This window comes from Vibrio agarivorans (assembly GCF_030409635.1).
Lineage (GTDB): Bacteria > Pseudomonadota > Gammaproteobacteria > Enterobacterales > Vibrionaceae > Vibrio > Vibrio agarivorans.
Window position 1 is genome coordinate 1,203,384 of record NZ_JAUFQF010000001.1, and the last position, 18,341, is coordinate 1,221,724.

At 44.2% G+C, this 18,341-nt stretch carries 16 protein-coding genes; 5 read left to right on the forward strand and 11 right to left on the reverse strand.

Annotation, left to right across the window (positions count from 1 at the left end; all coding sequences use genetic code 11):
* Nucleotides 1-22: 22 nt before the first annotated feature.
* The 5 genes from QWZ05_RS05285 to QWZ05_RS05305 all read right to left on the reverse strand — a co-directional run bounded on the left by QWZ05_RS05285 (nucleotide 23) and on the right by QWZ05_RS05305 (nucleotide 6,372).
* Complete coding sequence (locus QWZ05_RS05285) at nucleotides 23-247, reverse strand: DUF1656 domain-containing protein (protein WP_264876785.1); 225 nt, start codon at nucleotides 245-247, stop codon at nucleotides 23-25.
* Nucleotides 248-468: 221 nt separating this feature from the next.
* On the reverse strand, nucleotides 469-1,998 hold the full coding sequence (locus QWZ05_RS05290; protein WP_290297020.1) for a phospholipase D family protein: 1,530 nt from the start codon (nucleotides 1,996-1,998) through the stop codon (nucleotides 469-471).
* A 137-nt stretch (nucleotides 1,999-2,135) separates the two neighbouring features.
* Nucleotides 2,136-3,854, reverse strand: coding sequence for an autotransporter assembly complex protein TamA (locus QWZ05_RS05295; protein WP_290297021.1), 1,719 nt, complete (start codon nucleotides 3,852-3,854; stop codon nucleotides 2,136-2,138).
* A 151-nt stretch (nucleotides 3,855-4,005) separates the two neighbouring features.
* Nucleotides 4,006-5,574: an amidohydrolase family protein gene (locus QWZ05_RS05300; protein ID WP_264876788.1), complete on the reverse strand. Its 1,569-nt coding sequence runs from the start codon at nucleotides 5,572-5,574 to the stop codon at nucleotides 4,006-4,008.
* A gap of 48 nt (nucleotides 5,575-5,622) precedes the next feature.
* Nucleotides 5,623-6,372 (reverse strand): hypothetical protein, encoded by a 750-nt coding sequence (locus QWZ05_RS05305; RefSeq protein ID WP_264876789.1) that lies wholly within the window; start codon nucleotides 6,370-6,372, stop codon nucleotides 5,623-5,625.
* A gap of 288 nt (nucleotides 6,373-6,660) precedes the next feature.
* Between QWZ05_RS05305 and QWZ05_RS05310 the strand changes: the two genes are divergently transcribed.
* The 4 genes from QWZ05_RS05310 (at nucleotide 6,661) to QWZ05_RS05325 (ending at nucleotide 12,557) form a co-directional block, all read left to right on the forward strand.
* Nucleotides 6,661-7,569 carry a LysR family transcriptional regulator gene (locus QWZ05_RS05310; RefSeq protein ID WP_264876790.1) on the forward strand — a complete coding sequence of 303 codons (909 nt, stop codon included), beginning with the start codon at nucleotides 6,661-6,663 and terminating at the stop codon, nucleotides 7,567-7,569.
* A gap of 95 nt (nucleotides 7,570-7,664) precedes the next feature.
* Complete coding sequence (locus QWZ05_RS05315) at nucleotides 7,665-8,303, forward strand: trimeric intracellular cation channel family protein (RefSeq protein WP_264876791.1); 639 nt, start codon at nucleotides 7,665-7,667, stop codon at nucleotides 8,301-8,303.
* 204 nt (nucleotides 8,304-8,507) lie between these two features.
* Nucleotides 8,508-9,677 (forward strand): C45 family autoproteolytic acyltransferase/hydrolase, encoded by a 1,170-nt coding sequence (locus QWZ05_RS05320; protein WP_264876792.1) that lies wholly within the window; start codon nucleotides 8,508-8,510, stop codon nucleotides 9,675-9,677.
* Between the two features lie 1,095 nt (nucleotides 9,678-10,772).
* Nucleotides 10,773-12,557: a polysaccharide lyase family 7 protein gene (locus QWZ05_RS05325; protein WP_373875562.1), complete on the forward strand. Its 1,785-nt coding sequence runs from the start codon at nucleotides 10,773-10,775 to the stop codon at nucleotides 12,555-12,557.
* 73 nt (nucleotides 12,558-12,630) lie between these two features.
* Here the strand turns inward: QWZ05_RS05325 and QWZ05_RS05330 are convergent, their stop codons facing one another.
* From QWZ05_RS05330 to QWZ05_RS05355, 6 genes are all read right to left on the reverse strand, one after another.
* Entirely contained in the window at nucleotides 12,631-13,599 is a 969-nt protein-coding gene (locus tag QWZ05_RS05330; protein ID WP_264876794.1) for a helix-turn-helix domain-containing protein, read from the reverse strand.
* A 102-nt stretch (nucleotides 13,600-13,701) separates the two neighbouring features.
* The gene (locus QWZ05_RS05335; protein ID WP_290297026.1) at nucleotides 13,702-14,607 is read right to left on the reverse strand and encodes a LysR family transcriptional regulator; all 906 of its coding nucleotides are present in this window, start codon (nucleotides 14,605-14,607) and stop codon (nucleotides 13,702-13,704) included.
* A 125-nt stretch (nucleotides 14,608-14,732) separates the two neighbouring features.
* On the reverse strand, nucleotides 14,733-15,224 hold the full coding sequence (locus tag QWZ05_RS05340; protein WP_290297027.1) for a hypothetical protein: 492 nt from the start codon (nucleotides 15,222-15,224) through the stop codon (nucleotides 14,733-14,735).
* Between the two features lie 253 nt (nucleotides 15,225-15,477).
* On the reverse strand, nucleotides 15,478-15,954 hold the full coding sequence (gene bfr / locus QWZ05_RS05345) for a bacterioferritin (protein WP_164650624.1): 477 nt from the start codon (nucleotides 15,952-15,954) through the stop codon (nucleotides 15,478-15,480).
* A gap of 110 nt (nucleotides 15,955-16,064) precedes the next feature.
* Nucleotides 16,065-16,253, reverse strand: coding sequence for a (2Fe-2S)-binding protein (locus tag QWZ05_RS05350; RefSeq protein WP_264876797.1), 189 nt, complete (start codon nucleotides 16,251-16,253; stop codon nucleotides 16,065-16,067).
* A gap of 96 nt (nucleotides 16,254-16,349) precedes the next feature.
* Complete coding sequence (locus tag QWZ05_RS05355) at nucleotides 16,350-17,249, reverse strand: LysR family transcriptional regulator (RefSeq protein WP_290297029.1); 900 nt, start codon at nucleotides 17,247-17,249, stop codon at nucleotides 16,350-16,352.
* A 178-nt stretch (nucleotides 17,250-17,427) separates the two neighbouring features.
* Between QWZ05_RS05355 and phnD the strand changes: the two genes are divergently transcribed.
* Nucleotides 17,428-18,333, forward strand: a complete 906-nt coding sequence (gene phnD, locus QWZ05_RS05360) for a phosphate/phosphite/phosphonate ABC transporter substrate-binding protein (protein WP_290297032.1) — start codon at nucleotides 17,428-17,430, stop codon at nucleotides 18,331-18,333.
* The last annotated feature ends 8 nt before the right edge of the window (nucleotides 18,334-18,341 follow it).

Below are 18,341 nucleotides of genomic sequence, written 5' to 3' on the forward strand. Positions count from 1 at the left end.
TTTGCTTTTCACTCTAATAACCTCAAAACTGAATCAAGAAACGGCCCAAAAGCACAGACAACAGACACACAATACAAATATCCACCAAAGCGGGGTTTACTGTGCAGTTGTAAATACCTAACTTAGCCAGAGGCTTACTAATTAGTAAGTTGATAAAAAAAGCGATCACGACGACCAACAGCAAAGGAGGAAAATAGATCTCTCCCCATACGAGTTCGTGTGGCATGTTCAAGATTGTCGTTTGCATCTGTGGCCTATTGCTAGCTATGGGTGTTCTGTGAATAAACGCTATGGTAGGTGTCTTGATTGAACGATCAAAATCAACATTGCAGGATAAAACCCTACAAGATTAGATTCGCGTTACTTGTATCGCTGTAAACAGATGAACTAGGAAAGGCTGAAGCACAGGTAGTAGAGGATGGTTAATTCGCCAAAGCATAACCATCCATTGTTTTATAATGTTTGAATTTATAGATACTTCTCAATCGGGAATAGCTGCAAGAAACCCGACTTAAAGCGATCCCACTGGCCAGTATCTGGCTCAGTATCCCAGCTTTCATCACCAGAATACCAACGTACATCACCCTCTTCTAAGCCAAGCGACCAACTATTGTTTACGTCCATCGCATGCTCCATTTTTTCTGCTAACTCTAGAGCTAAGTTCTCGTCACGGATAATCAACAAGGACTCTGTATTAAGATAGGTTGAGCGTAAGTTGAAGTTAAATGATCCGATACCCGCCACTTTTCGATCGAATACCGCCGATTTAGTGTGCAAACCATAGGCAGAATGGGGGGCGCATTTTGATGCATCACGTGTCGACTCTTCACACACCTCTGAATCAGGCTTCAACTCGAATAACTGCATACCGCTTTCAAGCATGTCTTGACGACGGCCCGCATAAGCCGAGTGGTTAGTGATCAGATCGTTCGAGGCCATTGAATTGGTAAGCGCTTTCACGTGAACCCCTTTGTTTGTTAGCGCCTTCATCTCTTCTAGCTGACGATCATCCATCACCAGATAAGCGGACTCCCAAATCATTTCTTGTTGTGATTCACGGGCTAACTCTGATAAAGCACGAGCCGTTCTCTTCGGTGTGTCTGTGTCCGAAAGGTCTTCTGGAACTGGCTGATCGTAGACAAAATCAGCATCAACTGGCGTCATTTTCTCAAGGAGCTCGCCAAGAAAAAGCTCAGCACTGTCTTCGCCTTGAGGAAGTGCGGGATAGTCGGCATAAATCGGGGCTGAAAGAGCATTCATCTTGCCATAATCCTGTGTTGAACCACCCAACATGTTAACGGGATATGACCATTCGCTGTCCCAGTACATTAAGAAACTGGTTTGAATTTCCGGTACCACTTCCCCTGTGATAAGCGCATCGCGGTCGCGAAAGTTGATGTCATCCGCAAGGTCAAAATACTCATCGCCAATATTACGCCCTCCGACGACAGAGAACGTGCCGTCCACGGTAAATGACTTATTGTGCATACGACGATTTAAGCGAGAGAAGTCACCTAATACGCGAACGAACTTAGCCATGCCTGTACGTGTTGGAATCGGGTTATAAATACGGATTTCAATATTGGGGTGAGAATCAAGCGTGGTCAAAAGATCTTCACGTTCATCAAGGTTGATATCATCTAGCATTAAGCGAACGTTCACCCCACGATCAGCAGCCGCGACTAAGCGACTTCCAAGGTAGTGACCCGACTCGTCCGAGTTCCAGATGTAGTATTGAATATCAATGCTCTGCTCTGCCATTTCAACCAACGCAACACGCTGTGCAAGCGCATCCCAACCGGTATCTTGCAGTGTGACTGCACTTTTACCGTTCGACAACTGGTCGCCAAAATGTTCCTCACTCATTAAAGATAATGAAGACTGGGTTTGAGGAGCAACACTCTCTTGTGAATGTTCTACAGTTTCTGGCAGTGACGAACACCCCGCAAGAGTGATCAAAAGTAAAAACGTAAGACTAATGCGTTGAAGCGCAGGCATTGATGATGGTTCCTTAATTGTCACCGCTATTTCTACTTCTAAAGCAGCGGTATATTTCTATGGGTTGCAAGTAATTTCAATACTTAACGAATAGAAACAGTATATCAAACCGATCGTTATTCTGCGCGGTAGCTCACCTAAAACTGAGTGCCTAAAGAAAAATGGACGCGAAACTCATCCCCTTGCGGTGCATCTAGACCATAGGCAAAATCGAGTTTAATCGGTACAAATTTGGAATCCCAGATCAAACTTAAGCCAGTGCCTCGTTTAGGCTCTGGCAACTTATCAAAAGCATCCCCCACATCAAGAAACGCCCCTAACCAAAAGTTATTGTAGATGTTGTATTGATACTCTAACCCCATGGTGGCCATATAAAGTGCCCCCGTCAGCTCGCCATTATTGTTGGCCGGGGAAATTGACTCGTAATCATAGCCGCGAACACTGCCATCACCGCCAACGAAAAAACGCAGTGATGACGGAATATCTGAGAGCTCATCGGTAAAGTTAGCCCCTGCATTCACCCGTAAATGAAACTTCTGTTTATCCGTAATGTTCCAAGACAATACCGATTCACCGAGTAAACGCAGCACACGACTATTTGAGAATAGATTTGGATCAGAATACTCCACCGACAGCATATGACGATGGCGTATCTCATTACTATCAGGCTTCTGTTCTAGATAGCTAAACGATATCCCCGGCATTAGAAACTGCGTCGTGTCAGACTCTGAAGCCTGGGTGTAATCCTCAAACAGATATTTCACATACGCCGTGGTCTGCCAATCTTGGTCCAACTTCCAATGCTTTTCGAATGTGAGATCACTGGTGAAACGCTTGGTATCGAGATAGTCAACATGATTGACACCAAACTGCACGCCATAGTAATCCGTTAATACATCATGATTGGGGATTTTGTAGCCCAGATTAAGTAGCTGCTCAGGTCCTGACAGGCTCACCTCACTATCAAAGCTGTGCCCCTTCTCGTTATACCAAGGTTGAGACCAACGTAAAGAGGCTCTTGGACCAACGTCAGTAGCATAACCCCCACCTACTTGTATTACGTTTTTTGAACGCGGCTCTACATCCACCTCAATGGGTAATTCTAGATTACTGCCCGCATGGTCAATGTCAGCTTTTACTGACAGTTGCTTAAACCATCCCGCCTCAGAAAGTTGTACCTGATATTCATTGAGCTTCTGCGCGTCAAAATATTCTCCAGCCTCAAAAGACTTGAGGTTGTTCACCCTATCCTCTCTAATCTGCGAACCATTCACTTGAACATCACCAAATCGATAGCGAGGGCCACTATTGAAGTGAATAATGACATTAGCACGCAGCTGGCTTGGGATCACCTCTAAGCGCGCCTGCTCAAATTCGCCATCAAAATAACCCTTACTTAACGCCAATGAGCGCAGCCGATTTTTTAAGTTGTCATACTTGTCATGTTCAAGAATTTGTCCTGATTCTATACCGGCATTCGACACTAACTCGACAAAGTCGTCATCGGTTATCGCCTCACCCGCCAACTGAATGTCGACAATTTGCAGTCGTACCGGACAGCCTTTATCCACCGTTAGCGTCGGTGTCTCTGTGTCCATACCGTTAATGACAAATGTTGGCTGATAATAACCAAAAGGGTTCAACGCTTGATTGAGCAGTTTATCGATGTGGTGACGAGAAACGTGAGACAGGGAATCACTATCGATACCCGTCATATAGTCAGTGACATTTTTCGACAGTGTGGCTGATAAACCTTGTATTTTGAGCTCTGATGCTGACGAAATCGGCGTATACAGAACAATGAGTGCAACAAAGGCACCAAGTATTCGGCAATATCTTTTCATACGATTAACCATCAGAGCTGACTTCGGGCGGGTACTATACGAGTGTTTAACGCAAGGTGATAATCCGGTTTGTAGGACAATATCCTCTTGGTTATCAGCATAAAAAAGCCCCGCGATTGATGGCGGGGCAAAAGCTCAACTATACAGACAAGTCTGTATCGGACTAGTTGAAAACAGCCGTGTTACGAATGGCTTTACCTGGATAGACGCCTTCCAGCACTTTTGAGTCTTCTACGACAACCGTGCCATTCACCACAACATATGGAATACCAGTTGAAGGAAGCCCAGGCTCTTTCAGCGTAGAGTTATCAGTGACGGTATTTGGATCAAACAGGGTAATATCGGCATCTGCACCCACTTGAATTCGGCCTTTGTGACTCATCTGCTCAACCCCATTCTCTTCTAAGAACTTAGCGGGCATAAAGCTCATTTTCGCGATCGCAGACATCAATGGCATGAGGTTGTCTTCTCGGACCATTTTTAACACTTTGGCTTGAGTTCCCGCTGCTCGAGGATGACCTTGTAAGCCTTCATAAGGTGTTTTCCAACTGTACGCCATCATGCCATTTGACATCATTAACGGGAATGAATCGCTACCAACAATCGTCGACTCATGTGATAACGCCAACTTAAGATCTTCATTGGTCGCACCATAAAACATCACACTCGCACCCGGATCGTTTTCAAGAAGATATTCATAACGCTCTTTGGTCAAAGGCTTCATCGTCGCGGTTTCAATAATGTCAGAGTAATCTCGGCCCATGTTGCGTTGATAGTTTTCAGGCACCAAGTAGTCTGCGGCGGCGATGGTTGCACCATAGTTATAAGGGTAAATTTCAGCCATCACTGTCATACCTTTCGCGCGCGCATCATCCAGGAGTTTGAGGGCTTCTGGCGTCTCATTTAGCGTTTGTTGATGCATATGTTGAACTAATAAACCGCCACCATATACACCAACACCGGATAACATTTCTTCTATTCCTAACATGCCAGAGGTTGGCGGGAGCTCACTTGAAAAACGACCGTGTAGATACGTTGAAACACCGAACTGCCCTGCCAGACGCTGCCACTCTTTAGTTTCAGTTGTTGTCGTTGCTTTAGACATATAGCCCACTGGCACACCAATACCCAGTCCGCCCGCTTTAAGCTCTGCTTCCACCATCTCTGTGATTTTCTCAATCTGTTCATTGGAGGCTATTTCTGTCAATGCATCGTGACTGATATTCGATGCCTTTGTTTCTTCTGCATCAAAAACATCATTGATCATAGTACCGGTGCGCGACTGGTACTTATTGTTCAATACCTTGGTGCGAATACCAGCAGCAGAAACACTCGCGCCAAAGTTGGTTTGTGAACGCCCTTCTAAACGTTGATACCAATCAGAAACCGGGTAAGCACCCACTTCAAGTGCAAGTGGCGTGGTCACACCATTTCGTAACTGCAATTTTTGCATAATTGGCATCGCGACAACATGTGAGTGTGTGTCGATAAACCCTGGTGCAACAACAAGACCTTCAGCGTTGATCACTTTATCACCAATAAGAGGTTCCGAAGTGATCTTGACGATCTTGCCTTCTTCAATCGCTACATTCGCTTGTTGATCAAAACCGGTTTCTGGGTCCATCACTCGTCCATTATTGATCACTAAGTCATAAGCAAAGGCCGTTGGTGAAAGCGCCAAGGTTAACGCCAAAGCGGTACGTGAAATTGACATCGAATAGATTGTTTTCATAGCTACTCCAGAGTAATTTATATAAAAAGGGTATTAGGGATTAAACAGTTAAAAATAGAATTTGTAGGCCGCCCATACGACCGTATCGTTGCTTTTTATTGCTTCAATACCGTTGTTAGCTGATAGCTTCACATCCGTATTTTCAATACGAATTTGTCCCCAGCGAGTTTTGTCTTGCGAAAATGGAGTCGCAATCATTAGTGTTGACTTAAGAACTGAAGCATCAACATCACCCGTCATATAGTTATACTCTGGCCAAGCACCGATATACGTTCCATCTTGACCTATATTGTAGATAACATACATTGCGGCAGAACCACCGATAGCGTCATCACTAGATGTGTTGAACCTTTGAGTGGTCTCATCTGAGTACTTTCCGCCTAATACACCTATGCGTGGGAACAGGTTTAAGCCTTTCACTCCAGAATTGATCGCCAGAGTTGCACCAACAGAAGCAGAGGTGAACATCGCGTTATCAATCACATCAAGTGAGACTGCAGCTCTTGGTACCGTCGTATTGTCCGTCGAAAACACATGGAAATACTGGAGGCGACTGTCTGAATATCGACCTTCCTTATTCATTGTCCCCTCAAGAGTCAACATACCGGTCTGACGTTCTGAAATATGAAAATCACCAGACACCGATGCTTTAAAGTCTCCTTGATTACTCATTGAAACATAAGCAGATGTGTTAGTTTCGGTTAGATCTGAAGGGTTTGGTTCTTTCTCTGTTGCCATCGTTTGCGTTGATAATGCAGCGGTCATGACTGAAACTAATGCCTTAAAATTGTGATTCATGTGCCTACCTTTTTTTGAGAGTATCTTTGTGTATCTTTGGACTTGCACTCCCTGTCCTAGTGGCACCATTATTGACTAATACAAACCTTCTTAAAAATCACATATGACGGACCTAACTCGTCATAAACTAGCTTTGCAAAATGAGAAATACACGTTATTTTTAATAGACATCCTCTCCTCTAGGTTTGTAGAAGATGTAGATCACAATCAATAAAGCCCGTCTATAATTACTCCAAGCTACTGTTTTAGCTTGAAAACAAATTAAGAAATAACAAGAGAGAATAGTGAATGAATTTCAGCATCGAACAGCTTCTCGCCTTTGTCACCGTGTATGAAGAGCGTTCATTCAGTAAAGCTGCCGCAAAGTTAAACAAACACCGCACGACCACTGGGCAAGTCATCACCAACCTAGAAGACATTCTCGCAATAGAACTGTTTGAAAGAGTTGGTCGATCCGTTGAGCCTACCGAAGACGGTGAACTCCTCTATAATTACGCAAAATCTGCATTAGAACAGACACGATTATTGGATAAAGTCGCACTAAGTCTCTCGTATAGCGGACTAGAAGAAATCACCATTGCATACCCGAGCTATTTCCCACACCGCTTACTGTCTGACATGCGCTTGCAACTAGCTGAAGACTTCCCAAACCTTCGTGTCAACCTTGTAGTGAGAAGCAGAGATGATATCCGTGCAGGGATGGAATCTGGTGAGTTTCAGTTCGGTTTTGTTAACGCACAAAACCTAAAAGGAATTCACAGTATGGACTCCACCTTAATTGGGGGGATTGAGTTTGCACCCTTCGTTAGCAAAGACAGCCCTTTAGCGAGTTGCTCGCCAAAAGACATGCTAAACCAACTTAAGCTCTCTCGTCAGTTTGTCCTGAGATCCTTCGTTGAAGAAGGCGTTGAAGCGAAAATGATCGTTGCAGCTCGCTATGAAGAAGTCGACCAACTGGCAATGGCGATCAAACTCGTTCAGCAAGGTGCCGGTTGGGCATGGCTACCCAGGGTTTTGACCGAATCTGACTACGTTACTGACGGGCTAATACCACTTGAGATTGCGGAGCTCAATGAAGGCTGGAAGTTCCAAATTGTACTTTGGAGTCCTCATAGTAAACCGATTACCAAGATCAAAAACTCGATCGTTAGTGTTGTTGTCAATTACGCAAAACGATTTAAAATGCTGCAACATTAGCAGACTGTGGGTGGCGTCCGTCATAACGCATTTCGACTAAGGAAAGGATAAACGTAACCTGAATGAACTCACTCTAACCAATTAAGCTTATTCATATGTTTACTCCTTCTTTTATCATCGACACAATTACCGTGTTAGGCACTGCGGCATTTGCTTTATCTGCCGTTCTTGCTGCCCACGAAAAACATGGTGATATTTTTACTATTCTTGTTCTCGGTACGATCACGGCAGTCGGTGGCGGTACAATTCGCGATACCCTGCTAGATGTGCCGGTATTTTGGGCACAAGAGTTGTCTTACGTTTACATAGCGTGCTTTAGTGCTGCAGTCGGTTTCTTTTTCTATCCGCTGTTAAACGCAAAGTGGATCAACAAAATCTACCTCTATATTGATGCATTCGCGATTGCCATGTTTAGCATTCAAGGCACAGAAAAAGCGTTCAGTCTTGGGTTTGGTTTGCCTGTTGGGCCGATTATCCTAGGTGTAATAACCGCAGTCGGTGGGGGAATCATTCGCGATGTATTATTGCAAAGACCTTCCTTGTTGCTCACAAAAGAGCTGTATGCCATTCCTGTTGCGCTCGGGTGTACGGTCCACGCATTAACACTGACCTATGCTCCAAGTTTCTCCGAGGTTAGTGCGATCTTAGCCTCTTGCCTTGTGATCTATCTACGACACCTTTCGATTCAGAGCAATTTAATGGTGCCCAATTGGGCAATTTTAAAATCGAATTAGTACATTGCAAAATTGATTCGCTACAGAGTGAGCTAGAGATAGCTCACTCTTTTTTTATTTTAAATCATAACTTTACCAAATTGTCCCATACGCAGACCATAGACAAAAGACGAGCCACGTCCGTCATAAGTGATTTAATTTGTTAGCATTAATCCTCTAAATTATACCTCAACAAAGACATTCACTCATAACATCGAGGTTAACATGATTACTTCAACCCTAAATCCAATCAAAACTTTTGAAAGCGGCACTATGTTCGAGACCAGCGAAGATATGCTATTTGTTCTGCAGCTATCAGGAAGCTGGTATGAGATGGGTAAGCAATATGGCGAACTTTCTCGTCAACACATGCAACCAATGTGGGACAAGCTTGTTCAGCCAATGTTTGATAAAGGTATTTCAAACGAAGAAGAAGCTTATGAACTGTTCGGTAGTCGCATTTTTGACGCATTATCTCTTCGCAGAAAACAGTACTTCCAAGGCGTTGCTGATGCTCTCGATTGGTCTGTAGAAAAAGTCGTGTTGCTTGACCAAAGTGGCCCATTTGCTATTTTTGAAGGCAAACTTCACTCATTCTCGGGTTGTTCATCCATGACAACCTGGGGTGACAGCACAAAAGATGGCCGCACCTTAATTGGCCGCAACATGGACTGGAGCGAGCTGTTTCTAGATTTTCCTATCTACCTTACGGTATATAACCCAAATGATGGTTCAAATAAGGTTGCTAATGTTTCATGGCCAGGTTGGCAATGGCTAGTCACTGGTGTGAACGATAAGGGTGTGTATGCGGATTTGCATGACGGCACCTCAATGGGCGGGAACGTAGTCTCATCAGAGAAACCGTCATTCCTGAACTCTGTTTTCGACTATCTCGCAGAGTGTGACACCCTTGAAGCGATCAGCGCTCGCTTCCAAGCTGCGCGCACAGATGTGCCTTGTATTTGGATGTTAGCTGACAGTACGGGTCGTGCTTGCTCATACGAAAATACACTTCAAGAGAACCGCCGCCGTTCTCCTGAGAAAGACGCCTCATCGTTTGTCACTGTAAACACTTTCCTCAACCCAGATTGGGGACTAGGTATTCGCGATACGATGAGTAACTCTCTGCGTCGTCTAGAGAATCTAACCGAGCGTCACAACGAAATTGCAGGCCGTATTGACGCCAGAAAAATGCGCGACATTTTTGACCTACCACTATTTAATGAAGACGGTACGTTCAAAGAGCATGGCGGCGCGACAAAGCCAAGAAATCAGGATGTTGATTTAACTAACTATCAGGTCGTGACAGACTTGCATGATATGAACTTGTGGATCAAACTGCCTGTTCTAAGCCAAGATTGGGTTTCTGTCGATCTCAAAGATCTATTTAAATAGAAATCTATCTACATGAGAGCCCTGTAATGGGCTCTTTCTGTCTACAAGTAACTTGTTCACCCTACTATTTGTAAGACTAAACTCCATTAATAGCATCCGGTTTCACATCAATATCAGCCTATTCTTTCAAGCCCTCGCAAGAAAATTCCTGCATTAAAGCAATTACTTGAGTCACTTCAACTTTTCTAACCCAAAAACGCCCTCGCATCACTCTAGATGATATTGTATTACAAAATGTAACACCTGGTAAGGAAGCTTAATTCAATGAAAACACCTATTCTGGTTAGTGCCGTCTCACTTGCCTGCGTCTGTCTATCGGCTTGTGGTGGCAGCAGTAGTGACAGTAATGATAGTGGCAATAACAATGACGACAGCACGATTATCATTGATGGTTCAGCAGCGTCATTTGAGGAACTACAGGCGGAGATTACCCAAGCCTCTTCGGGCGATACGATCACTGTGACGCAAGACTTATTCACTACAGACTCTGTGAGTATCGTCATTGACAAGTCACTTACCATTAAAGGAAGCCCCTCTGGCTACTCTTCACAGGATAAAGCCATTATCTCAGGTAATGTCTGTTTTGATATTCCAGACTCTGCAGACGGGCACTCAGGGATCACCTTATCCGACTTACATTTTGAAGATATCGAAATGATGAAGAGAGACGATAATCAATCATGTGGTAGTGAGAGCGCCTCTCGTTCCATCATCAACGTTGGGAAAGTGGGGACTAATGATACCTATGTGACACTCGACAATCTGAGTTTCGATGGCGCTGGCTTTGATGAACTGACAGCCAGTCCAACCGCTTGGATATACTCTCGTGGATTAGTCAGAGTCATCAATAGCACTTTTGCAAACAAGCAAACGACCAATAGTGCCAACAGCATCATTTATCTTAACTGTGGCAGCATTAGGGCTAACGGATCTATCTTCGATAGCAATACCTTTTCTTTAGATACCCCCTCTTCTGATGTTGCTGGCATTTGGGTTGGCCAGTTTGATGGAAAAACATGCCAAGCGACTGTTACCAATAATGAATTTAATGACTTCAACCTCAATACGACGTCTAGTGAAGGTGAACTCGCCGCCATTATTGATGGGAGTAGCGATGAGACAGTCATAAGCGGTAATCAATTTAACCCATCCAACACAGTACCCGATGAGCCCGAAGATGGAGAAATAGTTGCTCCTTATACTCTCGATTCCTTCAAAGCTATTATTAACGCATCCAAGCTACAGCGCTGGGACCCAACGCTAGAAGAAGGCGACAAACTAGATATCAGTAATCAAACTATCGCTAACGAAGATTACTTTGACGATTACTTTTATGCCTACCCAGCGTCAAACCAGCTGGTATTCAAAATGAGTGGTTATAAGAATCGCTCAGAGTTGCGTGTTGAAGAGAACTTTGACACCAGTGAATTTGGTATAACTCGCACGCTGAACGCAAGCTTTAAGCCGGTTGGTATCCAAGAGGCGATCGCGAACAGTGTAAACGGTGACGAAGTCACGTTTTTACAGATACACAACAAAGGAGAAGATGAAACTGGCAATGGATATATTCCTCACCCTCTGCTGCGTGTTGTGTACGAAGAAATTCGCAACGGCTTAACTGGACACTACTGGGCCGTCATCAAAGCTAATGCTGTTGATTGCAGCAGTGATAGCCCTTACGCAAATTCCGAAGCATGTGACAGCAGTAATGCTTACACTCGTTTTGATTTAGGTGAGGCCGATCTTGACAGCTTTACCGATATGGATCTTGCTGTCAGTGAAAGTCAGCTGACTATCTCGGTTAACGGGTTCGAAAAGGTCAATCTCGATATCAGTTATTGGGCGCACCTGCTTAGCTACTTCAAAGCTGGTGTCTACAACCAATACGATGACGGCGATGACATCAATGATTGGTCAGAAGTCCGCTTCACGGCACTCACCGTCTCTGAAACAGAAACAACACCAGCGACAGGTTGGGATATTGACCAATGGAAGATAACGATACCTGCCAGCAAAGATGATTGGTATGGCTCTGGAGGAACGTCAGCAGCTGAATTGGTTCCCGTACATTGTAACGATAGTTCAAAGCAGGTGCTCAATGACAATAGCGACATTGTGTATAGCCAATACGACAGTGGCGAGATTTCCTTCTTCAACGTTTCACAAGAGCGCATGCACTTTAGAGTCGATATGGGCTATGGTACATCCACCAGCAACTCTAGCTATATTCGTTCTGAGTTGAGAGAGCTATTCAACGCCGAAAACCTTGGCACATGTAGCACCAGTAACCAAGACCAGATGACCAGTTGGTTTATCGATGACTCTGCAACAGGCACCAAAGAACACAAGCTCACCTCGGTGCTTCGCATCGAAGACTACCCGATGATTAGCGGCCAAGATCCGAAAGTCGTGGTAGGGCAAGTGCATGGCTGGGAGATCTCACAAGCTCTAATCAAGGTGCTTTGGGAGGGTGAAAATAAACCCGTTCGCGTGATCATGAATCAAGACTTTTTCTCTGATAATGAGAAATGTGATAGCAGCAACCCAGTCAATAACTGCGATAACTGGTCATTCAGCATCGAACTCGGGACATACGCTGCCAATGTGGATTGGCAATACGAAATTCTTGTCGATGAAGAAGGCATTTACCTTGCGACACTCGATAGCCTTGCTGGAGAGTCGAGCCGTGAAGATATCACTATTCATTGGGGAGAAGTATTCACGGATAAAAATGGCGACTCTGTCACCATGACCGAAAGCTGGAAAGATGAAGCGTACTATTTTAAAGCCGGTATCTATCCACAATTTAAGCCCGATAGCGACTACATTGGTGAACGATTCGATGTCAGTTTTTCAACGATAAACATCGATCATCAATAAGCCTATAAGATAGAACCCGATACTCCCCATTATAGTATCGGGTTTTCTCATCCTCTAACGATTGATAGCCGCGTTACGTCTGTTTACTTCCATGCGCTTTACGATACTGTGCAGGAGTCATCGACTTCCAACGACGAAATGCACGATTGAAGTTAGATAAATCGGAATAGCCGCAACGCCAAGCGACATCGGCTACAGGTACTAACTGCTCGAGTAGCTCACAAGCGAGCTCACATCGTTTCGTCTCTTTTAATTCTTGGAAAGAGCACTGATTCTCGGTAAAGCGGCGTTTCATAGTGCGGGTTGATACACCAATAAACCCTGCTAGCCAATCAATGTTAAACCAAGGTAGTGGAGCATATGAGTGGACTAGTCGCTTAATTTCATCAAACCAAGCCTCGCGCTTATAGTCAATTTCTACTGGCTTAAAATCTTGTGGTAGTGGCACTTCTATAGCGCCATAGGCCTGTTCATAAGTCACCTCAACAGATTCCATACCAGTAGGCAAACGCTGGGCAAGATGGCTCTTAAAACTCAACCAGACAGAGTGAGGTATCCAAGTCTCTCCTAAGAAATCACGGCACATAGTGATCAGTGCAAAAGAGCGGAACCACTCTGCTTGGTCATAAGCTGGGGCAAATATCGGATAAGCTCCACGATGACACAAATACCACTTATCGTTAATCTTTTCGGGCCAAAAGATCACATGATTATTCATGGTCTGCATTTGCTCGACGAGTGCATGAATACCGTCTGACAATGACTGACATTTATCTAGCGCCTGCCCCAGCTCTGGAAACATATGCCCGACCGTCAATAATTGCCCTACTTCGATGCCAAGACGATCATGACTTTTGCTTATCATGGCGCTGATAAAAGAAAGCGCTGCATGTGTCGGCAACCAATATATTTGATCTTCGAGCATATCAGGAATTTGATATTGGTCAGCAGTATCCCGCCATTGAATACCCTGTGATTCAAAGTATTCGATAAACGGCAGAAGATTATTACTATGGGTTAAGTTGACAGGGCGTTGACTCACGGTTGCTCACGTTTTTTTAGACTTCAACTTTTGATAATAGTGAGTTACATCACCCTTGAAAAGTCACCGACAACAAAAATCTGGTTATAGTTTGGGGATTTCTTAACGCAAACGTTCCTCTATGTTTGTATAAGGAGCAAAAGCTTCCAAAATGGCATCCATAACCACTTGTTGAGCGTTAGATTTCAGGGTCCGATGCCGGTATGCCATGTAGACAGAACGACTATCAAAACGAAAGTTGGGCAGCCACTCAACTAAGTCTCCACGATTAATGGCATCAATAACAAAATATTCTGACGTAAAGCAAAAACCCAATCCCGAATCAGTCATGTCGAGTAATGAATCGGTATCATGAAGTGTGATTTTAGGGTAAAGCGTCACGCTCTCTACTTCTTTGGTGGTCGTGTTGTAGCCCGACAAGGCATTGTTTGTTAGATGCCCAATAAAATGGTGACGCTTAAGTTCAGACAGTGAGGTCACAATTCCATGCTCTTGAGCATAATGTTTCGACACCACGACTTTAATTCTAAAATCAAACACCTTTTTGGCAACAAGACTACTGTCTTGTAAGTCCCCTACCAATAAGCCAATGTCAGCATCTGGGTCTAACGTGGATGTATCGTAAGCCGAAATCATCTTAATTTTTAGCTTAGGGTGCTTAATTAACAGCTTAGTAATCGTCTCTTTTAAGAAAAACGAGTAGACAAAACTGGTACAGTCTATTGTGACTTTACCGACCACATCTTCAGCATCACGGTTAATATTGTCTAACTCTTCGGTCAGATTCCGGTAGTGCCCGCTCAAACGCTCGTAATAACGTGTTGCGTCACTGGTTGGTGTCAGCTTTGTTTTACTGCGGACAAACAGTTGTGCACCTATCATCTCCTCTAGCGCTAAAATACGCCGACTCACCGTCGATAGCGGGACCTCTAATTCCTCACTCGCTTTCTTCATACTGCCATGCTCGACCACCTGACAGAAAATGAAAATATCATTTAAGTTACGCATACTTAGCACCTCACTTATGTTCAGAATAAAGTGCAGACGACAAAAAGGGAATAGCTCTACTCAGACTATTCCCCTTTCACGAACAGGAGTCACACCTGTTCCCCTTATGAAATCATATCAACGAGTTAGAAGTATCGCTCACTGGTACGCATGTCATCTTCAAAGTAGCCACCACCCGTTTTATCACTTGAGTCGATGTAAGCGAATCGCTCGCCCGTTTTCATATCATCCTCGAAGTCCGCGATACGCTCACCTGTGCGCATATCATCTTCGAAGTAACCACCACCCGTTTTATCGCTTGGGTCGATGTAAGCGAATCGTTCACCGGTTCTCATCTCATCCTCAAAGTATGCGATACGTTCACCTGTGCGCATGTCATCTTCGAAGTAACCACCGCCCGTTTTATCACTTGGGTCAATATAAGCAAAACGTTCACCAGTTTTTATATCATCTTCAAAATATCGTTCACCGGTGCGTTGGTCGTCTTCATTGTAGGTAAAGCTTTGTGTCGTAGGGCTTGTCACATGAGAATTCTGCGTGAAGTCTGTTGATGAAGCTGCAAATGCTGCAGGAGCGACAAATAGTGAAGTCATTAGTAGGGTTGCTAGAGTTTTCATATTGACACCTCGTATCACAAAGATTGTTGGGTTATGTCTGCTCCCTGCTGACCATTAAATACTAAGTGTTGACCGAGGCATTTTGTAGAGGACTATTTGCAACCTTCAATCCCATAAATGGGATATAACATTACAACTAGCATTATTATGGGATTAAATGGGGCACTACCGAGCACACTAAAAACGACAAAGGCTCACTCAAATGAGTAAGCCTTTGTACAAGAATAATTGAAGCTTTAAGGAAATCTAGAAGTTACTCTTCATCGACATATTGAGCTTGAAGGTAGTTTTCTATACCGGACATTTCTATCAACCCTAACTGGGTTTCAAGCCAATCAACATGTTCTTCTTCATCTTCTAAGATCTCTTGGAATAGATCCCTTGAAACATAATCACGTGCATCTTCAGCGTAGGCTATTGCATCTCGCAAATCAGGTATGGCAATCAGTTCAAGCTTGAGATCACACTCGATCATCTCTTTGGTATCTTCACCGATCATCAGCTTGCCAAGATCTTGCAAGTTAGGTAAGCCCTCCAAAAACAGAATGCGTTCGATGAGCTTGTCGGCATGCTTCATCTCATCAATGGACTCATGGTATTCCTTATCTGCTAAGTGCTTGAGACCCCAATCTTTATACATACGAGCATGCAAAAAATATTGGTTGATGGCAATAAGCTCATTGCCAAGAATTTTGTTGAGATGTTGAATAATAATTGGATCGCCTTTCATGACGTGCCCTCCTCTTTGGCTCTAATAAGCGTAGAAGCTGTGGAGTGTCTGTCAAAAAAGCACGACAATTCCCGAGTGGTAAAACCACCCGGAGGAAGGGATAATACGAACTAACAGGCTTGTTTAAAAAGTTGCTGCTGTGATTCGTAAACGATCTCTTTCGCCTGTTTAACGCATTTACCACACTGGCTTCCCAGTGAGGTGCACTTTCTAATGGTACGCATGTCCTGCACGCCCTCTTCAATGACGAGCTTTTTAATTTTCTTGTCAGAAATTCCGTGACACAAACAAACGTACATAACCAAAACCTAGAAAAAATGCAGCAAACAAAATAAATATAAACAATAACAATTCGCATTACCAGATCAATTTCCGGTCATTTTAAGCAATCAATGCTAAGTGTCTGAATCCCAATAAGGTGGAGTGCCAAAATAATTTGAAAAGAAATCAATGAACGCTCTCACCTTCGGTGCAAGCAATCTTGAACTCGGATAAACCGCCCAAATCGCCGAGTTGGAGACCAAAGGATAGTCAGTCAAGATCTCAACTAATTCACCCCTTTTTAGATGTTCATAAACACACCAGGTCGCACTGACGGTAATGCCTAAACCGTGTACACAAGCATCGCGAACCGCTTCACCATTATCAGCCTTAAACTGACCTTTTGGTTTCACCGTAACCTCACCGCTCTCAGTTTTGAAGGTAAACGTCTCAAGACCTGGTAACTGAACAAAGTGGTGATTCATTAAGTCGCTGGGATCAACCGGTTTGCCGTACTTGGCCAAATAGTCTGGAGAGGCGCAAACAATGCGCCTATCATCTGCCAGTTTTCTCGCTACCAGTGTCGAGTCCTTAAGCTCAGCATTACGAATCGCAATATCAAAGCCGCCTTCGACAAGATCCACCATGGAGTCAGAAAGCCTGAAATCCACCGTTAGACCAAGGTTCTCACTCATGAACTGCTGAAAGGCAGGGATTAAATGCATGCGACCAAATGAAGCAGGCGCAGCCACTCTCAAGGTCCCGGTTGGTATCACACTTCCCACACCCACCGATGCTCGTGCGGCTTCAATCGAGTTCAGTACTTCTTCAGCATGAGGAAGAAAAGCCAAGCCCTCTTCGGTAAGGGAGACCTTTCTGGTTGTACGGTGAATCAACCTCACCCCTAGCGCATCTTCAAGCTTATTAATATGAGCACTCGATACAGCAGGAGACAAGCCAAGCTCAGCCCCCGCAGCGCTGATGTTGTGCGTTGCAGCGATTCTGACAAAGAGTTTTAGGTGTTCGACGTTCATTCTTTCCGCCATTAAAATCGTACTGGGGTAAGGATAGCGGCTAACCCTATGATTTCCTACAAACAAATGATGCCAATCTTCTGAAAAATACCTCTTGCCGTCACCTCTATAAGTGGAGTAACAACGGGTCATCAATAAACAAATGTTACATTTAAAATGCTTATGTCATTGAATTGAAATGCAAATTAATCCGAAATGTCATTTTTTGAGCTTAGTTTGTACGCAACTTAATTCTCAAGGACTCGATGATGAAAATACCCTGTTAAAACTCACTGCTTTGACTGCTGCGATCAGCGCAACTTCTGCGTTTGCTGCGTGCCCTGACACACTTCGTTTTGCAGACACTGGGATTGAAGGCACTGAAGAACTTCAACTGACTTACCAACAATTTGTACAAGAAGTTGAAGGCCGCCTAGGTGTAAAAGTAGAGTTTTTCCCAGTGGGTAACCGCACAACGGCTATCAATGCACTGCGCTTCAACCAAGTTGATATTGTTCTTGCTGGCCCGTCTGAGTATGTTCTGATGACAGAACATGTTGAAGATATCAAGCCAATCAGCGCCGTTGTTCGCCCAGAATACTACTCGGTATTTATTGCACCAACGGATAGCGACATCAACTCAATTGAAGACCTTAAAGGTAAGCACATTGCAATGAAGGATCACGGTTCAACAACGGGTCATATCATGCCAATGTACATGCTACATAAAGAAGGTATTGATCTAGACCGTGATGTTCAAATCAGCCTACTAGACGGTGCTCGCATGCAAGCGCTTGCTTCTGGTGAAGTTGACGCTGTTGGTACTGGTATCCGTGATTTTGCCCCATTTGTAGAGCAACAAGGCGAAGGCAAATACAAAATCGTAGCAGAGAGCGAGACAATGCCTGGCGACCCGTTCATCGCTGGCCCGCATATTTCTCAACAGTGTGCAGACTTCATTCAAGAGAAGTTCATGGATGACGCTGACGGCTTGCTACAAGCTATTCTTGCACCAGGTAAACGTAAGAAATACGTAGGCGCTGAAATGATTACGGTTAACGATGAAGTCTACAACATCGTTCGTGAATCTTACTCTCTACTTTAAGGTGTGAC